15 protein-coding genes and 2 other annotated features are annotated in these 16,272 nt (G+C 36.6%); of the genes, 5 read left to right on the plus strand and 10 right to left on the minus strand.

From position 1 onward, the window contains the following. Position 1: 1 nt before the first annotated feature. The 9 genes from trpB to BUB45_RS06035 form a co-directional block, all read right to left on the minus strand. Positions 2–1,198 carry a tryptophan synthase subunit beta gene (gene trpB / locus BUB45_RS05990; RefSeq protein ID WP_073006312.1) on the minus strand — a complete coding sequence of 399 codons (1,197 nt, stop codon included), beginning with the start codon at positions 1,196–1,198 and terminating at the stop codon, positions 2–4. Continuing rightward, positions 1,176–1,808: a phosphoribosylanthranilate isomerase gene (locus BUB45_RS05995; protein WP_073006314.1), complete on the minus strand. Its 633-nt coding sequence runs from the start codon at positions 1,806–1,808 to the stop codon at positions 1,176–1,178. The genes trpB and BUB45_RS05995 overlap by 23 nt, the downstream gene beginning before the upstream one ends. Then, entirely contained in the window at positions 1,798–2,589 is a 792-nt protein-coding gene (trpC, locus tag BUB45_RS06000; protein ID WP_073006316.1) for an indole-3-glycerol phosphate synthase TrpC, read from the minus strand. Before trpC ends, BUB45_RS05995 begins: the two co-directional genes overlap by 11 nt. After that, a complete protein-coding gene (trpD, locus tag BUB45_RS06005; protein ID WP_073006318.1) occupies positions 2,590–3,615 on the minus strand; it encodes an anthranilate phosphoribosyltransferase in 1,026 nt (341 codons plus the stop codon). Beyond that, positions 3,599–4,198 carry an anthranilate synthase component II gene (locus tag BUB45_RS06010; RefSeq protein ID WP_073006320.1) on the minus strand — a complete coding sequence of 200 codons (600 nt, stop codon included), beginning with the start codon at positions 4,196–4,198 and terminating at the stop codon, positions 3,599–3,601. The genes trpD and BUB45_RS06010 overlap by 17 nt, the downstream gene beginning before the upstream one ends. Then, a complete protein-coding gene (trpE, locus tag BUB45_RS06015) occupies positions 4,179–5,603 on the minus strand; it encodes an anthranilate synthase component I (protein WP_244527665.1) in 1,425 nt (474 codons plus the stop codon). Before trpE ends, BUB45_RS06010 begins: the two co-directional genes overlap by 20 nt. 55 nt (positions 5,604–5,658) lie before the next feature. After that, positions 5,659–5,926, minus strand: a binding site (T-box leader). Positions 5,927–5,999: 73 nt separating this feature from the next. Further along, positions 6,000–6,249 (minus strand) — a binding site (T-box leader). Positions 6,250–6,524: 275 nt separating this feature from the next. Next, a complete protein-coding gene (locus tag BUB45_RS06025; protein WP_073006326.1) occupies positions 6,525–7,256 on the minus strand; it encodes a hypothetical protein in 732 nt (243 codons plus the stop codon). A gap of 692 nt (positions 7,257–7,948) precedes the next feature. Next, positions 7,949–8,089: a hypothetical protein gene (locus BUB45_RS19770; RefSeq protein WP_170861718.1), complete on the minus strand. Its 141-nt coding sequence runs from the start codon at positions 8,087–8,089 to the stop codon at positions 7,949–7,951. A gap of 413 nt (positions 8,090–8,502) precedes the next feature. Next, positions 8,503–9,924 (minus strand): hypothetical protein, encoded by a 1,422-nt coding sequence (locus BUB45_RS06035; RefSeq protein WP_073006329.1) that lies wholly within the window; start codon positions 9,922–9,924, stop codon positions 8,503–8,505. Between the two features lie 294 nt (positions 9,925–10,218). Between BUB45_RS06035 and BUB45_RS06040 the strand changes: the two genes are divergently transcribed. From BUB45_RS06040 to ddlA, 4 genes are all read left to right on the plus strand, one after another. Further along, complete coding sequence (locus BUB45_RS06040; RefSeq protein WP_073006331.1) at positions 10,219–10,887, plus strand: BMQ_0737 family morphogenetic spore coat protein; 669 nt, start codon at positions 10,219–10,221, stop codon at positions 10,885–10,887. A gap of 281 nt (positions 10,888–11,168) precedes the next feature. Further along, on the plus strand, positions 11,169–11,735 hold the full coding sequence (locus BUB45_RS06045; protein WP_073006333.1) for a hypothetical protein: 567 nt from the start codon (positions 11,169–11,171) through the stop codon (positions 11,733–11,735). After that, positions 11,728–12,024 carry a hypothetical protein gene (locus BUB45_RS06050; protein WP_073006334.1) on the plus strand — a complete coding sequence of 99 codons (297 nt, stop codon included), beginning with the start codon at positions 11,728–11,730 and terminating at the stop codon, positions 12,022–12,024. The genes BUB45_RS06045 and BUB45_RS06050 overlap by 8 nt, the downstream gene beginning before the upstream one ends. Before the next feature lie 414 nt (positions 12,025–12,438). Then, positions 12,439–13,539, plus strand: coding sequence for a D-alanine--D-alanine ligase (gene ddlA / locus BUB45_RS06055; RefSeq protein WP_073006336.1), 1,101 nt, complete (start codon positions 12,439–12,441; stop codon positions 13,537–13,539). Positions 13,540–13,908: 369 nt separating this feature from the next. On the opposite strand, the gene BUB45_RS06060 is transcribed toward ddlA, so the two are convergent. After that, the gene (locus BUB45_RS06060; protein WP_073006339.1) at positions 13,909–14,469 is read right to left on the minus strand and encodes a nitroreductase family protein; all 561 of its coding nucleotides are present in this window, start codon (positions 14,467–14,469) and stop codon (positions 13,909–13,911) included. A 464-nt stretch (positions 14,470–14,933) separates the two neighbouring features. Here BUB45_RS06060 and BUB45_RS06065 point away from each other — a divergent pair, with 464 nt between their 5' ends. Next, positions 14,934–15,971, plus strand: coding sequence for a PTS sugar transporter subunit IIC (locus tag BUB45_RS06065; RefSeq protein ID WP_073006341.1), 1,038 nt, complete (start codon positions 14,934–14,936; stop codon positions 15,969–15,971). The last annotated feature ends 301 nt before the right edge of the window (positions 15,972–16,272 follow it).

Raw genomic sequence — 16,272 nt, forward strand, 5'->3', positions numbered from 1 at the left:
ATTATTTCTCCTCCAATATTTGTTTTATTTGTTCAACATCTTTATCACCGCGGCCCGAAAGACAAACTACAAGCGTTTGCGCGGGGGTCATTCGTTTAGCTAGTTTCTCTACAAAAGCAATCGCATGCGCGCTTTCTAATGCTGGAATAATGCCTTCAGTCTGAGATAATGTTTGGAATGCAGACACAGCTTTATCGTCAGTAATTGATTCATATATTACTCGTCCTGTATCATTTAAATGGCTATGCTCAGGTCCAACACCAGGGTAGTCTAGACCAGCGGAAATCGAAAAAGCTTCTTGAATTTGTCCATGATCATCTTGCAGCAAATTTGTCATTGTCCCATGCAGGATCCCAGGGTTTGGTCTTACTAATACAGATGCATGCTGGTTGGTATCTATTCCGACTCCTCCTGCCTCTACACCATATAACTTTACATCCTTATCTTCTATAAAGGGATAAAAAATTCCCATGGCATTGCTTCCCCCGCCAATACATGCAACGATAGCATCTGGTAATGAACCGTGCTTCTGAAGCATTTGGTTCTTCGTTTCCTTCCCAATAATAGATTGAAAATCGCGGACAATTTTTGGGAATGGATGAGGTCCCACAACAGAACCAAGAATATAATGCGTATCTTCAACATTTGCCACCCAATACCTTAGGGCATCATTGACTGCATCTTTTAAAGTACCACTCCCATTTTTAACACTGCGTACTTCAGCACCTAATAGTTCCATCCTAAATACATTAAGTTTTTGTCTGCGCATATCTGCTTCTCCCATAAATACAACACATTTCAGACCAAGTAGGGAGCAAACTGTTGCAGTAGCTACTCCATGTTGTCCAGCACCAGTTTCTGCAACAACTTTTTTCTTGCCCATTCGGCACGTCAACAAAGCTTGACCGATCGTATTATTTATTTTATGTGCTCCTGTATGGTTTAAATCCTCACGCTTTAGATATATGTGTGGTCCTGCAAACCGCTTCGTGAGATTCTTTGCATAATATAATGGAGTTTCTCTACCAATATATTGGGTCATATAATCATTTAATTCTTTTGTAAATGTTGGATCATTCATTGCTTCTTCATAAGCTTGCTCTAACTCAAGTAAAGCGGGCATAAGTGTTTCTGGAACGTATCTTCCTCCAAATTTACCGAACTTTCCATTTACATCAGGCATTGTGTAGGTTGGCATCGAATTCATCCTTTCGTTTAGCATGAACTATAAATTGATTTATCTTTTCAAAATCTTTCTTACCGTTTGTTTCTACTCCACTTGAGACATCAACAGCGAATGGTTGAAGGGCTTCTATAGCGGAATGAACGTTCTCAGGTGTTAGTCCACCAGCAATCATTATTTTGTCCTTTGGAATGGATAAATGATTGAGTACACTCCAATTAAAAGTCATCCCGTTACCCCCAGGTCTTTTTCCTACTGGGCCATCTAACAAGTAGAAATTACAAGGAAATGGTTTAATACAAGATACATTTTCGTCATCGACCGGATACGCTCTAATTATTTTACATGTTAGTTTTGCAGCTACAGCAGCGGTTTCTTGACCGTGAAGTTGGATATAGTCGAGTGGAACATGTGCAGCGATTGTATTCATAGTGTCAACGGTTTCGTTTACAAACACGCCAACCTTCTTTATTGCATGTGGGAGGGTATTTGCGATGGCAGCAGCAGCTTTAGGAGTGATCGATCGCTTGCTTTCGGCAAACACAAAGCCAATGAAGTCTGCTCCTGCTTCGACAGCTGCCCGTGCAGCAGCAACGGATTGAATGCCACATATTTTAACGAGCATCGTGCATCCTCCTTACCTTGGAAACCTTTAATGTATGATAAGTTTCAAATAAGTTAGTCGAACGCATTAATGTTTCACCTATAAGTAGTGCTTCTGCACCAGCATCTCGTGCTAAAAGTGCATCAGAACGGGTACTAATTCCACTTTCACTAATAATTAAAGTGTTTTTATTTTTAATATGAGATGCTAGTTTAACTGTTGTTTGTAAATCTACTTCAAAGGTTTTTAAATTCCGGTTATTAATTCCAATAATTGCAGGGTCTAGTTCCAATATGGCTTCTAATTCTTCCATTTGATGTACTTCACAAATAACCTCAAGTCCTTTTTCGGTAGCATATTGATATAATTCATGTAATTTTTGTTTGGATAATGCAGCTGCAATTAATAGTATGATGGAGGCGCCAGCTGCTTTAGCTTGATCGATTTGTACGGTATGAATGATAAAATCTTTGCATAAGACAGGTATTTGCACCACTTCTGCAACAGCTTGCAAATCCTTCATCGACCCCTTAAAAAAAACGGTGTCTGTGAGTACAGAGATAGCTACTGCACCGTAAGCCTCATACTGTTTAGCCAGTGTAACTGGATGAACCTCTGTGTTTATATCTCCTTTTGAAGGAGAGGAACGTTTGATTTCAGAAATAATCTGTACCTCGTTGGAAGTAGTCACTCTATTTTTAAAAGGAACCGATTGTTTACTCATATCAAAAAGTCTGGCTTCCTTCAAAAGCTTATCCACCTCCATTTGCTTGTGTGCTATAATTTTTTCTAAAATAGTCATTTAAATCACCTCTCTTGTGCATTTCTTGCTAAAATCCACCAAGTTTAATAGGCAAGCTAGTGCTTTTCCCGAACGGACACTTTCATTCGCTAATTCCACTCCTTGTTGTATAGAAGATGCTGTTCCATGTGCGTAAAGGCCCAGACCTGCATTTAGAAGGACAGTATCTAAATAAGCGCTTGAATTCCCTTGCAAAACGTCTTTCATAATGGCAGCGTTTTTCTTAGCGTCACCACCCTGAATTTCTTCGTTGGGGTACATGGGTAATCCAACTTCTTCTGGATGTAAAGTGAAAGGTTTTAGTTTCCCATCTTCAAGCAGGATAAGATGGTTTACTCCTGAAAGGGAAGCTTCATCCATACCATTAGCACCATTGACAACGATAGCACGTTTTCTCCCTAATTTATGCAAGGTTTGAGCTACGATTTCAAGTTTTTCTTTACGGTAAACACCGATAAACTGCGAATGCAGCATAACTGGATTGATTAAGGGACCAATGATATTAAAAATGGTTGGTAGTCCTAAGTCTTTACGAACCTTGGAAAATGACCTTAATGCGTCATGCACGTGGGGAGCAAATAAAAAGACAATCTTATTTTTATCTAACGATTCTTCTACCTGTGCCGGTGTGAAAAATAGAGAAACTCCAAGTGTTTCTAAGACATCAGCACTGCCAGTTTTACTTGAAATACTACGATTTCCATGCTTTGCAATTGGCACACCCGCACCAGCAATTACAAATGCAGAAGTTGTACTAATATTAAAACTCCCTGACATATCTCCTCCGGTTCCACAATTATCCATGACATTTTTTACATTTGTAGTATTATATAGTGATCGAGAGCGAATTACTTCTACTAAGCCAGCTATTTCATCAGATGTTTCTCCTTTTATTTGCAATGCAGTTAGTAAAGCTGCTATCTCGGATTCTGTTGTATAATTATTGATGCAGGAGAGTGTAACATTCTTCATCTCATGAAAACTTAGATGATGACCTTGGATTAATTTTTTAAGGTGATTTCTCATATGAAGTCTCCTTTCTAATTTTTTGTAAAAAGTTATGCATTATCCTGTTTCCTGAAGTTGTACCAATAGATTCAGGATGAAATTGCACGCCGTATACTGGATAAAAAGTGTGCTGAATAGCCATAACTTCATTGTTTTCAAGCGATGTTGCCACTAGCTCAAGCTGTTGTGGGAGGGAATTCGCCTCAATAACGTATGAGTGATAGCGCATGACTTCAAGTGGTTGCGATAAGTATTGAAAAATCCCAGATCCATTATGCGTAATAAGCGATGTTTTACCATGCATTATTTGGTTAGACGGTTGGAGGGAAGCTCCCAATGCCTCACCAATAATTTGGTGACCCAAGCACACACCTAAAATAGGAATTTTCTGATAAAAGTTTTTGACTATTTCTGGACAGGCTCCTGTTTGTTCCGGGAGGCCAGGTCCTGGTGATATAATGATTGCTTCAGGATTAAGAATATTTATCTCATTGAGTGTAATGTTGTTATTTCTAACTACGTGAACATGAAAGCCTTCTTCAGATACATATTGGAAGATATTATAAGTAAATGAATCAAAATTATCTATTAACACAATCATTTATAGACACCTCCATAAGGGATCTGGCTTTAAACAATGTTTCCATATACTCCTTCTCTGGATCAGAATCATGTACAATGCCAGCTCCAGTTTGTAGATAAGCGTGTTTACCGGTAACAATGATGGATCGAATTGCGAGCGCCATTGTTAGGTCATGGTTGTAGTTGATAAAGCCGATGCCTCCACCGTAGAAGCCTCTTCTTGTTTTTTCTAGCTGATTAATGATTTGCATCGCTCTAATCTTTGGTGCTCCAGTGACAGTCCCAGCAGGCAAGCAGGATTTTAAAGCAGTAAATGAGTTGTATCCATTCCGAAGTGTTCCATGCACTTCTGAGACAATATGCATAACGTGTTGGTATTTTTCAATTGTCATGTAGGTTGGAATGCTAATACTTCCAACTTCACATATACGCCCTAGATCATTTCTACTCAAATCAATGAGCATGCGATGTTCAGCAATTTCTTTTTCATCCTTCAGTAGGTCATCCATTTGTTGTGCATCCTCAAGGGGGGTTTTCCCACGAGGCTTTGTTCCTGCAATTGGATTTGTCATGATACTCCTACCACGAGTTTCAATTAAACTTTCTGGTGATGCCCCGAGAATAAGATAATGTTCAAAATCGATATAAAACATATATGGGGATGGATTCGCCTTTCGGAGTTGACGATAAAATGAAAAGGTATCTCCCCTCACAGTTGCTTTCATACGCTGAGATAAAACAACTTGGAATATGTCACCTTGTTGGATATGTTTTTTGGCTGTTGTAATTTTTTGCTGAAAGGCTTCTTTTGTTATTTCAGGATAAAAGGTAATAGGTGTTTCTTGTGAAGCACTTGAAAATTTTGCATCATTAATTTGATTTTGCAAATTTGTCAGTTGATTTTCCAAGTTTTCGGGCTTCGCACCAGCTTGAATTGCTATTACATATAGGATTTCACTTGTGTGATCGAACACGAGAACATTTTTATAAAGCATAAGATGGATATCAGGCATGTTTACATCATTCGTTAACGCTTCTCCAATATGCTCGCTGGCTCGAATAGTATCATAGCCAACATAGCCAATTGCTCCACCGTAAAAGGGGAGTGGTAGATCAATGGATATGTGGGGAAGATGCCTTTCCATATAAGTTAAAGCGTTTTGTTGGATGGTTTTAGTTGTATGATTGACAAGATCAATATGCTTAGTTGTATTACCAAAACCAATAATCTCTTCATAAGGATCGCAACCAAGAAAGGAAAACTTTCCTTTCTTTTCGTGCTGCAAGGTGCTTTCTAACAAGAATTTTTTCTTGCCTGTTAATCGCTTGAATAACTCTACAGGAGTTAATGTATCTGCATTAAGTTTGATAAATTTAAATGCTGCTTCTTTTTCCATTGCAATTTCATCCTTTCCTATAAGCATTTAATGCCCTAAAGGGTAAAATAAAAAGTCCTCTACAAACACATCCTTGGTGTTTGTAGAGGACGATTGGAACCGCGGTGCCACCTCTGTTAAAAAGCATAAGCTTTTTATCTTTATTCGAATACAGGAGAGAGGATTCGGTAAACGGAACCACCTATCCGATATTCTATCCGTATAACGGCGGAGCTCCGTGTTTCCCTACTTGTTTTTTCAGGAAACCTCTTGTAAGTCCATTCAGCAAGAGTCCACATGCTAGCATCCCACCACCGCTAGCTCTCTTCAATGCTTCTGCTATGCTTACTTCTCTTACGCAACAATTTATCTTTTTTGTCAGAGTTTATTTAATGCTAATTTCTTCAACCGTATTCTTTATAAATACAAAAAATCCCTCATCCGACAAAGGACGAGGGACCGTGGTACCACCTTTATTAGTTGCATATATACAACTCACTTTATTACATGAAGCTTTACTTAGCTTTATGTAGTTCTCAGATAACGATGAGATTAACTCGCCAAAGCCTACTACAATTACGGTTCGGTTTGGAAACTCCGAAGTCCATTCATCTAATGAAACACACTGATTCTCACCATCCATCAGCTCTCTTTTGCGTTCAATTAGATTACTACTCTTCATCAATGTTTTAAGCATTATTAAGTTATTTGATGACAATATTAAGATAATTCATGTTGAAAGTCAACCCTTTTTTAATACTTTTTTGACAGATAAGAATTTTTATTCACATTAGCGCAGGCTTTTCGGTATTTGGAAAGTTCAGTACTTCTGCGGATATGAGAGCTATAGCTATTTTAAATGAGCTAAGCTTTCTTAGCTAGCACCCAGGTTGCTCTAAAGTAAAGTCACTTTTTTTAAGAAATGAATCGGTAACACTTTATAAGTGTCACCGACTCAGTGTATTGTTATTAGCCACCGTTTGGTGTTGGGAAAGTGAATGATGGAGTATCTGTTATTTCACAACGGTTGGGATTAATTTCGCATAGATTACCTTTTTGGTCTTTAATAACTTGTCTAGTAACCGTAATTTGTGTGCGTAATACAATTTTAACTAAAATCCCCTCAACAAACCCTGTTCCAATAGCATCGACAACTTCTACTCCTGGCTGTGTAAAAATTCCTTCTACTTCAAGAGGCGTCTCCTGTAGCATATCTTCCGGACAAGCACCAAAGAAATCAGTATGCGCTTGGAATGGGATAGTTGTAGTTACAACGTCTGGTGTAGCTACACCTGCAATTGTAACAGAAATAGTTGCTGGCACTAATCCAATATTAACTACTTTATCTTTTATAATTCTGGCATTTTGTGTAATTTCATCTAAATTGGGCACCACATCTACAGAAACAAGATCAGAGATATCGAGTAAATTTGGGAATAGAGTAATGGGAAGTGTTGTTTCGGCAACCTTTTGAACAGATTTTGAACCTACTAGTGAATGAACCACAAAACAATCACTAGTTAATTTTGCCGGCTTGAAATCTGGCTTCTTAAAATTACATTCACAAGTTTTGCGCGTACAACAGTCGTCTTTAAAACAACGCTTAGGGCATGGTTTACATTTTCGCTTAGGGCATGGTTTACATTTTTTTGCCTGGTTTCCTGACATCACAACACTTTTGTAATATTTTCTAGAGGACATTACATCCTCCCTCCTTTCGAGAACTCTTTTTTGGAAAATAAAATTATTTTCATGATTATACTATTAGTCAAAGGTGCTTTCTGATTGGACGTATTGATTATTCAGTAAGCTTAAGTAGAGAGACTTTCTAAAAATAGGTATGTGTAATGTTTGTATATGTATGATATGTGAGAAAAGGGAGGCTGTCCTAGAAGAATTGTATACATACAGAAGTTGCGGATAAAACATTGGTAAACTTTACAGAGTAGTTCTGAGTAAGAAAAGGAAGGAAAAGAACTTGAATAGAGTTTTTTTGTACTATGGAAAGTATAAAATTTAAAAGTTTATAGTAAAAAACAAAGGCTCTCACTATAAGATCTGGCGATAAGCCAAGTTTTTCTAATAAATATAGCTATTGATAAGTATTTATTGACAAAAGATGACTTTAACGTAATGTATGAAATAAATTCCTTGCCTCTAAATTAATTTCATTAGAAAATTCTATAGATCCTTTTATAAGAATAATTATGTTTGTGAAATAAAAAGGCTTCTTATTGGAATGCGGGGTTAAGAGCAATGATGTCTATATACAATGTGTATATTTAGCACTCAATAAGATAGCCTTTATGACAAAAAACTTATTTAAATAAGGATAGCGAATTTAATAAGACCGTTCTAAGAACCTATTCGGAGGTATGATTGGTCTTGTTGGTTTATTTTGCTTTACCGCAACAGCCGCCTCTTCGGAATATTCCTTTTTTCATTGTTGGCGATGATTCGAGTACAATGGGATTTTTTGAAGGCTTGATTTTAGTATAGGTAGCTTCTGCTTTCATTACTTTTCTTTTTTTCAAATTTCTCAACTCCTTGGGTGTTATGATGTATTATATGCATTCTATTGCATGGTGGTCGGGCTAACATGGGAGTTTTAAATGAAAAGGGCATTCCTCATCATGTAGAGGTTCCACTTGATACAATTAAGTACTTGCTTTAAAAAGAATAATGCCTGCTACATGGATTAAAAGGAAATGTCTATTGTCGGAAGGTATAGGTGCTGTATAAGGGTGAGAATGGTAGATAACTGGAACATTTATTTCTTTTGTGCTTTCCATTATATGCTCATTATTATGTTTACTAGGTCCTTGCGTTCGTCCCCAATTGCAAAACAGAGTTTGATATGCTGCTAATATATTGCGCGCTTTATAAAGTATAACGAATGTTATGAGTGGGTTATAAATAACGGGAACAATTATTTGCTTCGTGTTCATTATCCTCTCTTGAATAAAGAAAGAAATGATGAGAAGGAATCTGGTTTTTTATTTAATTCTTCATATTTATTGTTTTCCGTTTTATCCACTTGTTTTTGAGTAAAGTATTGCTGTTTAATTTTCGCACCCTCTATTGATTTTTTAGTTAATGTTGTACTACTGTTTGTTTTCTCTACTTGTTTATCCGTAAGATCTATCTTATTCTCTGTATCTTCTAGTTGTATCTCAGCAAAGTCTGTATTATTTTTGTTTCTTTCTATTTCGTTGTTAGGATAAACTGCATTACCCTCTACTACTTTTTCGCCTGTTGTAGCTTGTGTCTGGTTGTCAATATTAGTATCATCTATAGGTTCTTGAGGGTGGTTATTAACATTAATATCATCTGCTACGTCCTGATCCTGATTATCAACAATATTATCACTTATTGTGTTCTGAGGGTGGTTATTAACATTAATGTCATTTGCTACGTCCTGATCCTGATTATCAACATTAATATCATCTGCTGCGTCCTGATCCTGGTTATCAACATTAGTATTACTTATTGCGTCTTGAGACTTATTGTTAGCAGTGTTATCACTTATAGGCTCTTGAGGGTAATTATCAATATTATTTTCTAGTTTATGATCGGTATCTTGGCTCTCTTCTTTATTCTTTACTTGAGATTTGCTTTTGGGAGTAGCTGTACGAATAATAATATTTTTATTTAATTCATATTGGGAATTTAAAAATGTCTTTTTTGCTGTATTCATAGATATCGTCCCAGAATCTTTTGTATCATATTGTTGGGCATAATAGGGTTTCTCTTGGTTGGATTTTGCCAGACTATGGTGTTGTCTACTTACTTGATTATTTTTTTTTTTGCTGACTGATTGTTGTTCAACTTGGTTAGGATATTGTAGTAAGCTGTGTAATTGTTTATATTCTGATTTATGAGTAGAACGTTTATTTTTGGAAGTAGCACTACCTGGCTTTTTCATTAATTCCTTTATTTGTATCATCTCTTCTTTTAAACTTTCAAGCTCTTTTCTTTGCTCCTCCGATTTTTCGTTTTGTACTTTTAGAAATTGATCTATTTTCTCAAATAGTTCAGTTAATGGTAATTGCTCTAATTGAAGTTTAATCATTTCAGAACGTTGATCTAATCCTTCTAAAGTATTTAGTATAGATGCTTGCTGATTAACAAGGCGTTGTTCTTCCAATTGTTGTTTCAAATATTCTTCTTGAAAATTATTTTCCATCGCTTCCATTTCCCCTTTAAGTTTAAAAATTTCCATCTTTAGATTATAAAAATCCTCTTTCGTTCGAAGATAGTCTTCCAATAATTTCCTCTCTGTTACAATTCCCATAGTCTTTTTGTAAGCATTGAGCTCTTTTTTTAACTTTTCAATTTCCTCAACATTGTATAACTCGTATCGATACATTTTATTCACCCTTTTACAGCACATTAATATACTATTTATCAAACAGCAATATGTGACAAAAGTGCATTTTTAAATTTCAGAGCATCATTGCTCTCACATATTTATCTTATGCACAACATTCTAGATTTAATCTAAATTAAACATGAACAAAACCATTTCCAGAAGCCGCAAATAAGACAAATACCTAATTCCATGATTTTCATCTAAATTTCCGCTATATTACTATACCGTTTTGGGGATTTGTTCATAGGCTACAGTGAAAGAAATTAATCTTATTCGGAGGTGTTTGCTATAATGCAGGCAAATAATTTATCTGGGGGTCAGGAGCTCCTATGTATTAATACAGAAAAGGTATATGACTGGATTCTGAATGAGTCAACATTTGATTTAAACTTAATGGATATGGAATTACCAGCAAATCCAAATACGGGTGAAGAGTTGACATGTGCTGATATTGACATAGATACAGTTACATGTACAGTTACACCTTGTGCTACTGAGCCAATTGTTATTTTGGACCGAGTAGATCAAGATTTTGTCATTGATGGTACAGAGGTGACTTTACAGCTGGTTAATATTCGTAAAAACTTTGTTGTGACAGTTTTTGTTGATTTATTACCAGAAGTTTGCGGTGGAACAGTGGAGGTGTGTGAAGCATATTTTACACGTTGTGAGCAAGTAGTGCTCTGCGCACCTGAAGGAACAGAAATTGATGTGTCTTACACAGACTTAGATTGCTTTGTATGTACTGCGGCTTGTGATGATTCGGTTTGTCCAAATGAACTAGATGTAACGCTTACTGTTCGCTTATGCCAAAGCATTCAATCCACATTTGACGTCACTCTTGAAATCATAGCCGATTTCTGTGAGCCAAGAGATGATCTTCCGATAACTCCATGCCCTACGCCAACAATGCCACCACAATGTCCAGTTATTTTCCCGAATAATGGTTGTAATGATTAAGGCGCTGGCATAATTATAAAGAGAGGAAAATATCCTCTCTTTATTTTACTTTTACGTAAGATTGCTAAATATGTCTAAGTGGAAGATTGAAATGTTTCATTCGTCCGTGTAAAGGACACTACAGCAGTCGCGGAATGTAGAAAACAGCTCAAATTATGCGCGAATAGTATGTAAGTCTTGGGAGGATATGCAGGTAAACAATAGTTTGGGATTACTTGCTTTTTACTCTTTTGAAACCTTTTATACGGGAAAAATTTTCATGTTAAACAGGAGGAATGGGAATGGAAAAAATAAGAACAATTCATAAGAAACTGCGTGATTTGCAGGAAATCAATGACGGGTACCTAAAGGAACTGAAGACAGTAGCGAAGGAGGTTCAGAAAAAACACATACAGATTGTGAGTTTCTTTACTTATTCGGTTAATTTAAATCATCAACCAGATGGAGAAAATCTGATTATTGGTTCCTATCACATAACTAATTTGGGTTTGAAATCGTTGCACCATCCATATATATGCATCAAACTAAATGCCGAAGACCAGTTCGACTTTTCTGGTAAGTATTTTTATGAACAAACACAGCAAAAGATGAAGCTTGCAAATGCTTGGTTGAGATTTAATGAAGCAAGTAATCAACAAGAATTTTGGTTAAAGCCAAGTAAGCAGCATATACTTTATCCACAAGAAACATTAACCTTTCAAAATTTTCAATTAAAATGGATGCCAAATATGTCATACAGCGGAAGTGTAATTGGGTTTACATATGGAGATGAAATAGAAAAAGGGGTACACGCATTAAATCAAATCAGTGTCAGTGGAAAAGTAGAGGAGGGGAAGGGACATGAATAACGAAGAAATGGAAAAATTGTGGAAGGAATCCATTTATTCATTAATTAAAAATCACTTGGAAACATTAAGGGAAGATACACCATCTCCTAATAGTAATTTTGTATACTTAGAAAATAATATGTTGCAAATAATCATGGCATATATGTTTATGAATATGAATCGCTCCACGGATTATAGTAATAATTCAATGGATACAGCGGAATTAGTAGATATAGAAAATAATCTGGACTCGTTAATTAATTATAGTAAAAAGGAGTTTGAAACAATACTAGGTATGCTAAAAGGCTAATTCCATAACAAGATACGTAGTATAATGAGTAGTATAACTATGTGAATAGTTGGGAGTGAGGAGCCATTTATCTCTTTCTACTTTATTCTATAGTAATATATATATAAACCGCTTACTGTATGATAGTTTCAAATTTACCAAAGTGTGTAAAAGTCACTTTTCTCTTTATTATGAAGCTGATTTTGTGCTATTTTAATGGTATGCTATAGTTTTACGTATAAAAGATATGTTGTTCAAAAAAGGAATATAATTTAAATACACCAATGTGGGAGATTTGCAGATAATGTGAAAGGTTTTGGCAGTGACCCTTCATGGTTATTATATTTTTCTATTTAATTGCAGGCAATTCATTTATGTTGTCATAAAACCAGCCTGTCCTTTTTGAACGATTATGATGAGGGAAGGACGACAAATATGAGAAAGAAAAAAGTAGGAATTATTTTTGGCGGAAAATCTGCTGAGCATGAAGTATCGCTTCAGTCAGCTAAAAATATTGTTGATGCGATAGACCGTGATAAGTATGAGGTTGTTTTAATTGGAATTGATAAGGATGGGAAATGGCAATTAAATGAGTCATCTTCTTATTTGCTCCACGCGGATAACCCAAAGCTGATTCAATTAAACAAATCGAATGATACAGTTGCGATTGTTCCTGGAGATAAGGAGAGACAATTTATCCATACTTCTAATGCAACAAATCTAGAAGAATTAGATGTTGTGTTTCCAATTGTACATGGAACATTGGGAGAGGATGGAAGTATACAAGGAATGCTTCGTTTAGCAGACCTTCCATTTGTGGGACCAGACGTTTTAGCTTCTTCTGTTTGTATGGATAAAGACGTTGCGAAGCGTTTGTTACAAGGAGCCGGAATCAACGTTGCTAAAGGACTTGTATTTAGAAAAAATGAACAAGATAAGATAAGTTTCGAAACAGCTGTGGTAGCATTGGGAAACCCAATGTTTATTAAACCAGCTAATCAAGGTTCATCTGTTGGCATTAGCAAAGTAACGACAGAAGAAGCGTTCTATCAAGGTGTGCAAGAAGCATTTCGCTATGATCATAAAATTGTTATCGAAGAGTGCATTATTGGTAGAGAGATAGAATGTTCCGTATTAGGAAATGAGGAACCAAAAGCATCATTACTAGGAGAAATTTTACCACAAACGGAATTCTATTCGTATGAATCAAAATACATTGACGAAAAAGGGGCAGAATTAGCGATCCCTGCAGATGTGCCTGAGGAGACAACGAAGCGTGTTCAAAATGTTGCTATTCAAGCGTTTAAAGCGTTAGAGTGTGAAGGTTTAGCAAGAGTAGACTTCTTTTTAACAGAAGCTGGCGATATTTATTTAAATGAAATCAATACGTTACCTGGATTTACAAAAATAAGTATGTATCCAAAATTATGGGAAGTAAGTGGGCTCTCTTATCAAGAATTAATTACGACATTAATTGAACTAGCAATGGATCGGCACAAACGAAACCATGGGCTAAAAAGTTCTGTATGGGATTAAAGTAAGCATAAGAAAAGAGGCATGATAATAAGGTAGATGCTCCGCTTAAGTTGTGATGATTTCCATCTTAAGAGGATGCTACATCCTATTTCATGCCTCTTTATTTTTACACTATAGGAAAGTGTAAAATTATTATTAATTATAGTATAAGAAAACCAAGGCTTTCGCTATGAGACTTGGCGGCAAGCCAAATTTTATAATGGCCTATTTTCAACACTTACGTTCTGCCCGAAACAGATCAAAGTTCAAGCCTAGTTTGTTTGTATGGTATAAGCCATTATCATGAAATGGAACAATAGCTTTCCAAAGTGTTGATAATGCGCTAAACTAATGTTACTAAGTTATTGGCGAGAGAAGGGCTCTTTTGCTCTATCCTTCGTAAGTCGAGAATTTATCCTCCACGCTAATTCGGGCTTTAGGAGCTGGTGCTTCATCAAAATATCCTAAATGAAGGAAGCTAACAATTTTTTCATTTGGCTTAACATGTAAGATTTCTTTTACTTTCGGATCTTGAATATGTGGGTTTGTTTTCCATACTGCGCCAAGTTTTCTTTCCCAAGCGAGTAGCCAGAAATTTTGAATCATACAAGCAACTGCACCGTAATTTTCTTCCCATTCTTTTTGCGATTCTGGTTCATCCATAACAACAACAAGAATGGCATTCGGCTCGTTTAAATAATCTTCTCTGTTTTGTTGTCTTTCCAGTGGGTACGTAGCAGCAACTTTTTTTGCAAACGCTGGAAGTTGATCTTTCCCTACAAAAATAAACCGCCATGGTTGGCGCATCCCGTGCGTAGGAGCCCAAATCGCATCCTCTAGTATTTCTAATACCGTCTCTTTGGTTACTTCTTTATCGTTATACCCTTTTTTAACAGCACGGCGTTCGCGGATAAGCTTCGCCAGCTGTGAATTTGTCTTTGTATTCCCCATATCTTTCATCTCCCTTGTTATATGTATATAATTGATAATTATTTTCAGTTAAATTGTAGCCGAATAGGTATAGAAAAGCAACTAAACGACTTCATTTACGATCGTAATACAATATATGAGAACAATGTGCGGGTTATTCTGCTTGAAGTACTACTCGAATAACGTAATAATAGATGATAATACTGTGAAATACGGGAGAATAATAAAGGGTAACAGGGGGAGAACCAGAACAATTTGCAATCGAAGTGAAGTGATACATGGGCAAGGCAGCGAAGGAAACAACGGATGTATAGGAGAAGGTACAGTATGTTATCCTTAGAGTTAAACTTGAACGAAGGTGAACTAAAAAAAGATATAATTGTCCATTCTAAATTTCAGATATAATGGTGTATAGGAAGCATAGACAAAAATTAATTTTAAGTATGATTTTATGTGAGTGAATTCACGATACAGGAGGAATAACGATGCAGCGATTTTTACAGCGTAAAGGTGTACATATTACAGGAAAAGCGTATTTTATCACCGCTTTAAGTTACATGGCGTTAGGTTTATTCTCATCCTTAATTATTGGACTTATTATTAAGACAGCTGGTGAACAGATCATCATCATGTTTTCTCCTTCATTGGCAGAAGTTTTTGTGGAGATGGGAAGTTTTGCAATGGACACCAAAATTATGGGTGGTGCTATCGGTGTCGCCATTGCTTACGGATTAAAGGCTCCACCCCTTGTGCTATTTTCAGCTTTATTTGCTGGAGCATTTGGTGCAGAACTAGGTGGGCCAGCTGGAAGTTACATGAGTGCGGTGTTCGCAACAGAATTTGGCAAATTAGTTTATCAAGAAACGCGTGTAGATATCATTGTTACGCCATTAGTAACGATTGTAGTTGGTTTTGTAACGGGTAAATTTATCGGCCCTGGGATAAGTAGTTTGATGGGAGGCTTTGGCGAAATGGTTAACTGGTCCACAGAACAGCAACCATTTATCATGGGAATTTTAGTAGCGGTATTGATGGGAATAGCACTAACAGCGCCGATTTCATCTGCTGCTATTGCTATTATGCTATCTTTGGATGGGCTAGCTGCAGGTGCCGCTACGGTAGGCTGCTCCGCACAAATGATTGGTTTTGCGGTGGCTAGTTATCGGGATAATGGATTTGGTGGCTTTATTGCACAAGGTATTGGAACGTCCATGTTACAAGTCGCTAATATTGTAAAAAAACCAATTATTTTGTTACCACCGACCATAGCAGGAGCTGTTGTTGCGCCGCTTGCTACTGTCTGGCTCGAGTTAACAAATAATCCTTCTGGAGCTGGTATGGGGACAAGCGGCTTCGTTGGACAAATTATGACAATCGAATCGATGGGCTTTTCCATGCCTCTGCTTTGGAGTATGCTCATGTTACATATCATGATCCCGGCTATAATTAGTTTGCTTATTGTCACTTTACTTCGGAAAAAAGGCTGGATTCAACCAGGCGATATGAAAATATCTTATGAATAAACTGTGGTAACTCGAATGAAAAAAGGAGTTCATAGGATATGAAAACCGCCGTGAAAGAAGTTGTTAAAGGGGATGGAACGGGTGTGAAAAAAGTGTCTGGTGGCTCCATCAACGATGCCTATTTGGTGAAAACGGAGCTACAAGTTTTTTCATGAAGGTAAATGAAGCTTCACTGCTCGTTTTTTTGCATTAGAAGCGTAAGGTCTAACATTGTAAAATCTACAAGAACAGAACATACGGACAAGCAACTTGGCGAGCGATATCTGTACAAGTAAGAGCGAATTTCATGCAAGGTGAGCGA

Origin of the sequence: Virgibacillus chiguensis, assembly GCF_900129865.1 — a bacterium.
Taxonomy (GTDB): Bacteria; Bacillota; Bacilli; order Bacillales; family Amphibacillaceae; genus Virgibacillus; species Virgibacillus chiguensis.

Bases quoted from the DNA above. Each gene is read 5' to 3' on its own strand.
- BUB45_RS06025 (WP_073006326.1), bottom strand. From the start codon at position 7,256: ATGTCCTCTAGAAAATATTACAAAAGTGTTGTGATGTCAGGAAACCAG.
- BUB45_RS06060 (WP_073006339.1), bottom strand. From the start codon at position 14,469: ATGGGGAATACAAAGACAAATTCACAGCTGGCGAAGCTTATCCGCGAA.
- trpC (WP_073006316.1), bottom strand. From the start codon at position 2,589: ATGACTATTTTAGAAAAAATTATAGCACACAAGCAAATGGAGGTGGAT.
- trpB (WP_073006312.1), bottom strand. From the start codon at position 1,198: ATGCCAACCTACACAATGCCTGATGTAAATGGAAAGTTCGGTAAATTT.
- BUB45_RS06010 (WP_073006320.1), bottom strand. From the start codon at position 4,198: ATGATTGTGTTAATAGATAATTTTGATTCATTTACTTATAATATCTTC.
- BUB45_RS06050 (WP_073006334.1), top strand. From the start codon at position 11,728: ATGAATAACGAAGAAATGGAAAAATTGTGGAAGGAATCCATTTATTCA.
- BUB45_RS06040 (WP_073006331.1), top strand. From the start codon at position 10,219: ATGCAGGCAAATAATTTATCTGGGGGTCAGGAGCTCCTATGTATTAAT.
- trpD (WP_073006318.1), bottom strand. From the start codon at position 3,615: ATGAGAAATCACCTTAAAAAATTAATCCAAGGTCATCATCTAAGTTTT.
- BUB45_RS06045 (WP_073006333.1), top strand. From the start codon at position 11,169: ATGGAAAAAATAAGAACAATTCATAAGAAACTGCGTGATTTGCAGGAA.
- trpE (WP_244527665.1), bottom strand. From the start codon at position 5,603: ATGCTTATAGGAAAGGATGAAATTGCAATGGAAAAAGAAGCAGCATTT.
- BUB45_RS05995 (WP_073006314.1), bottom strand. From the start codon at position 1,808: ATGCTCGTTAAAATATGTGGCATTCAATCCGTTGCTGCTGCACGGGCA.
- BUB45_RS06065 (WP_073006341.1), top strand. From the start codon at position 14,934: ATGCAGCGATTTTTACAGCGTAAAGGTGTACATATTACAGGAAAAGCG.
- ddlA (WP_073006336.1), top strand. From the start codon at position 12,439: ATGAGAAAGAAAAAAGTAGGAATTATTTTTGGCGGAAAATCTGCTGAG.
- BUB45_RS06035 (WP_073006329.1), bottom strand. From the start codon at position 9,924: ATGTATCGATACGAGTTATACAATGTTGAGGAAATTGAAAAGTTAAAA.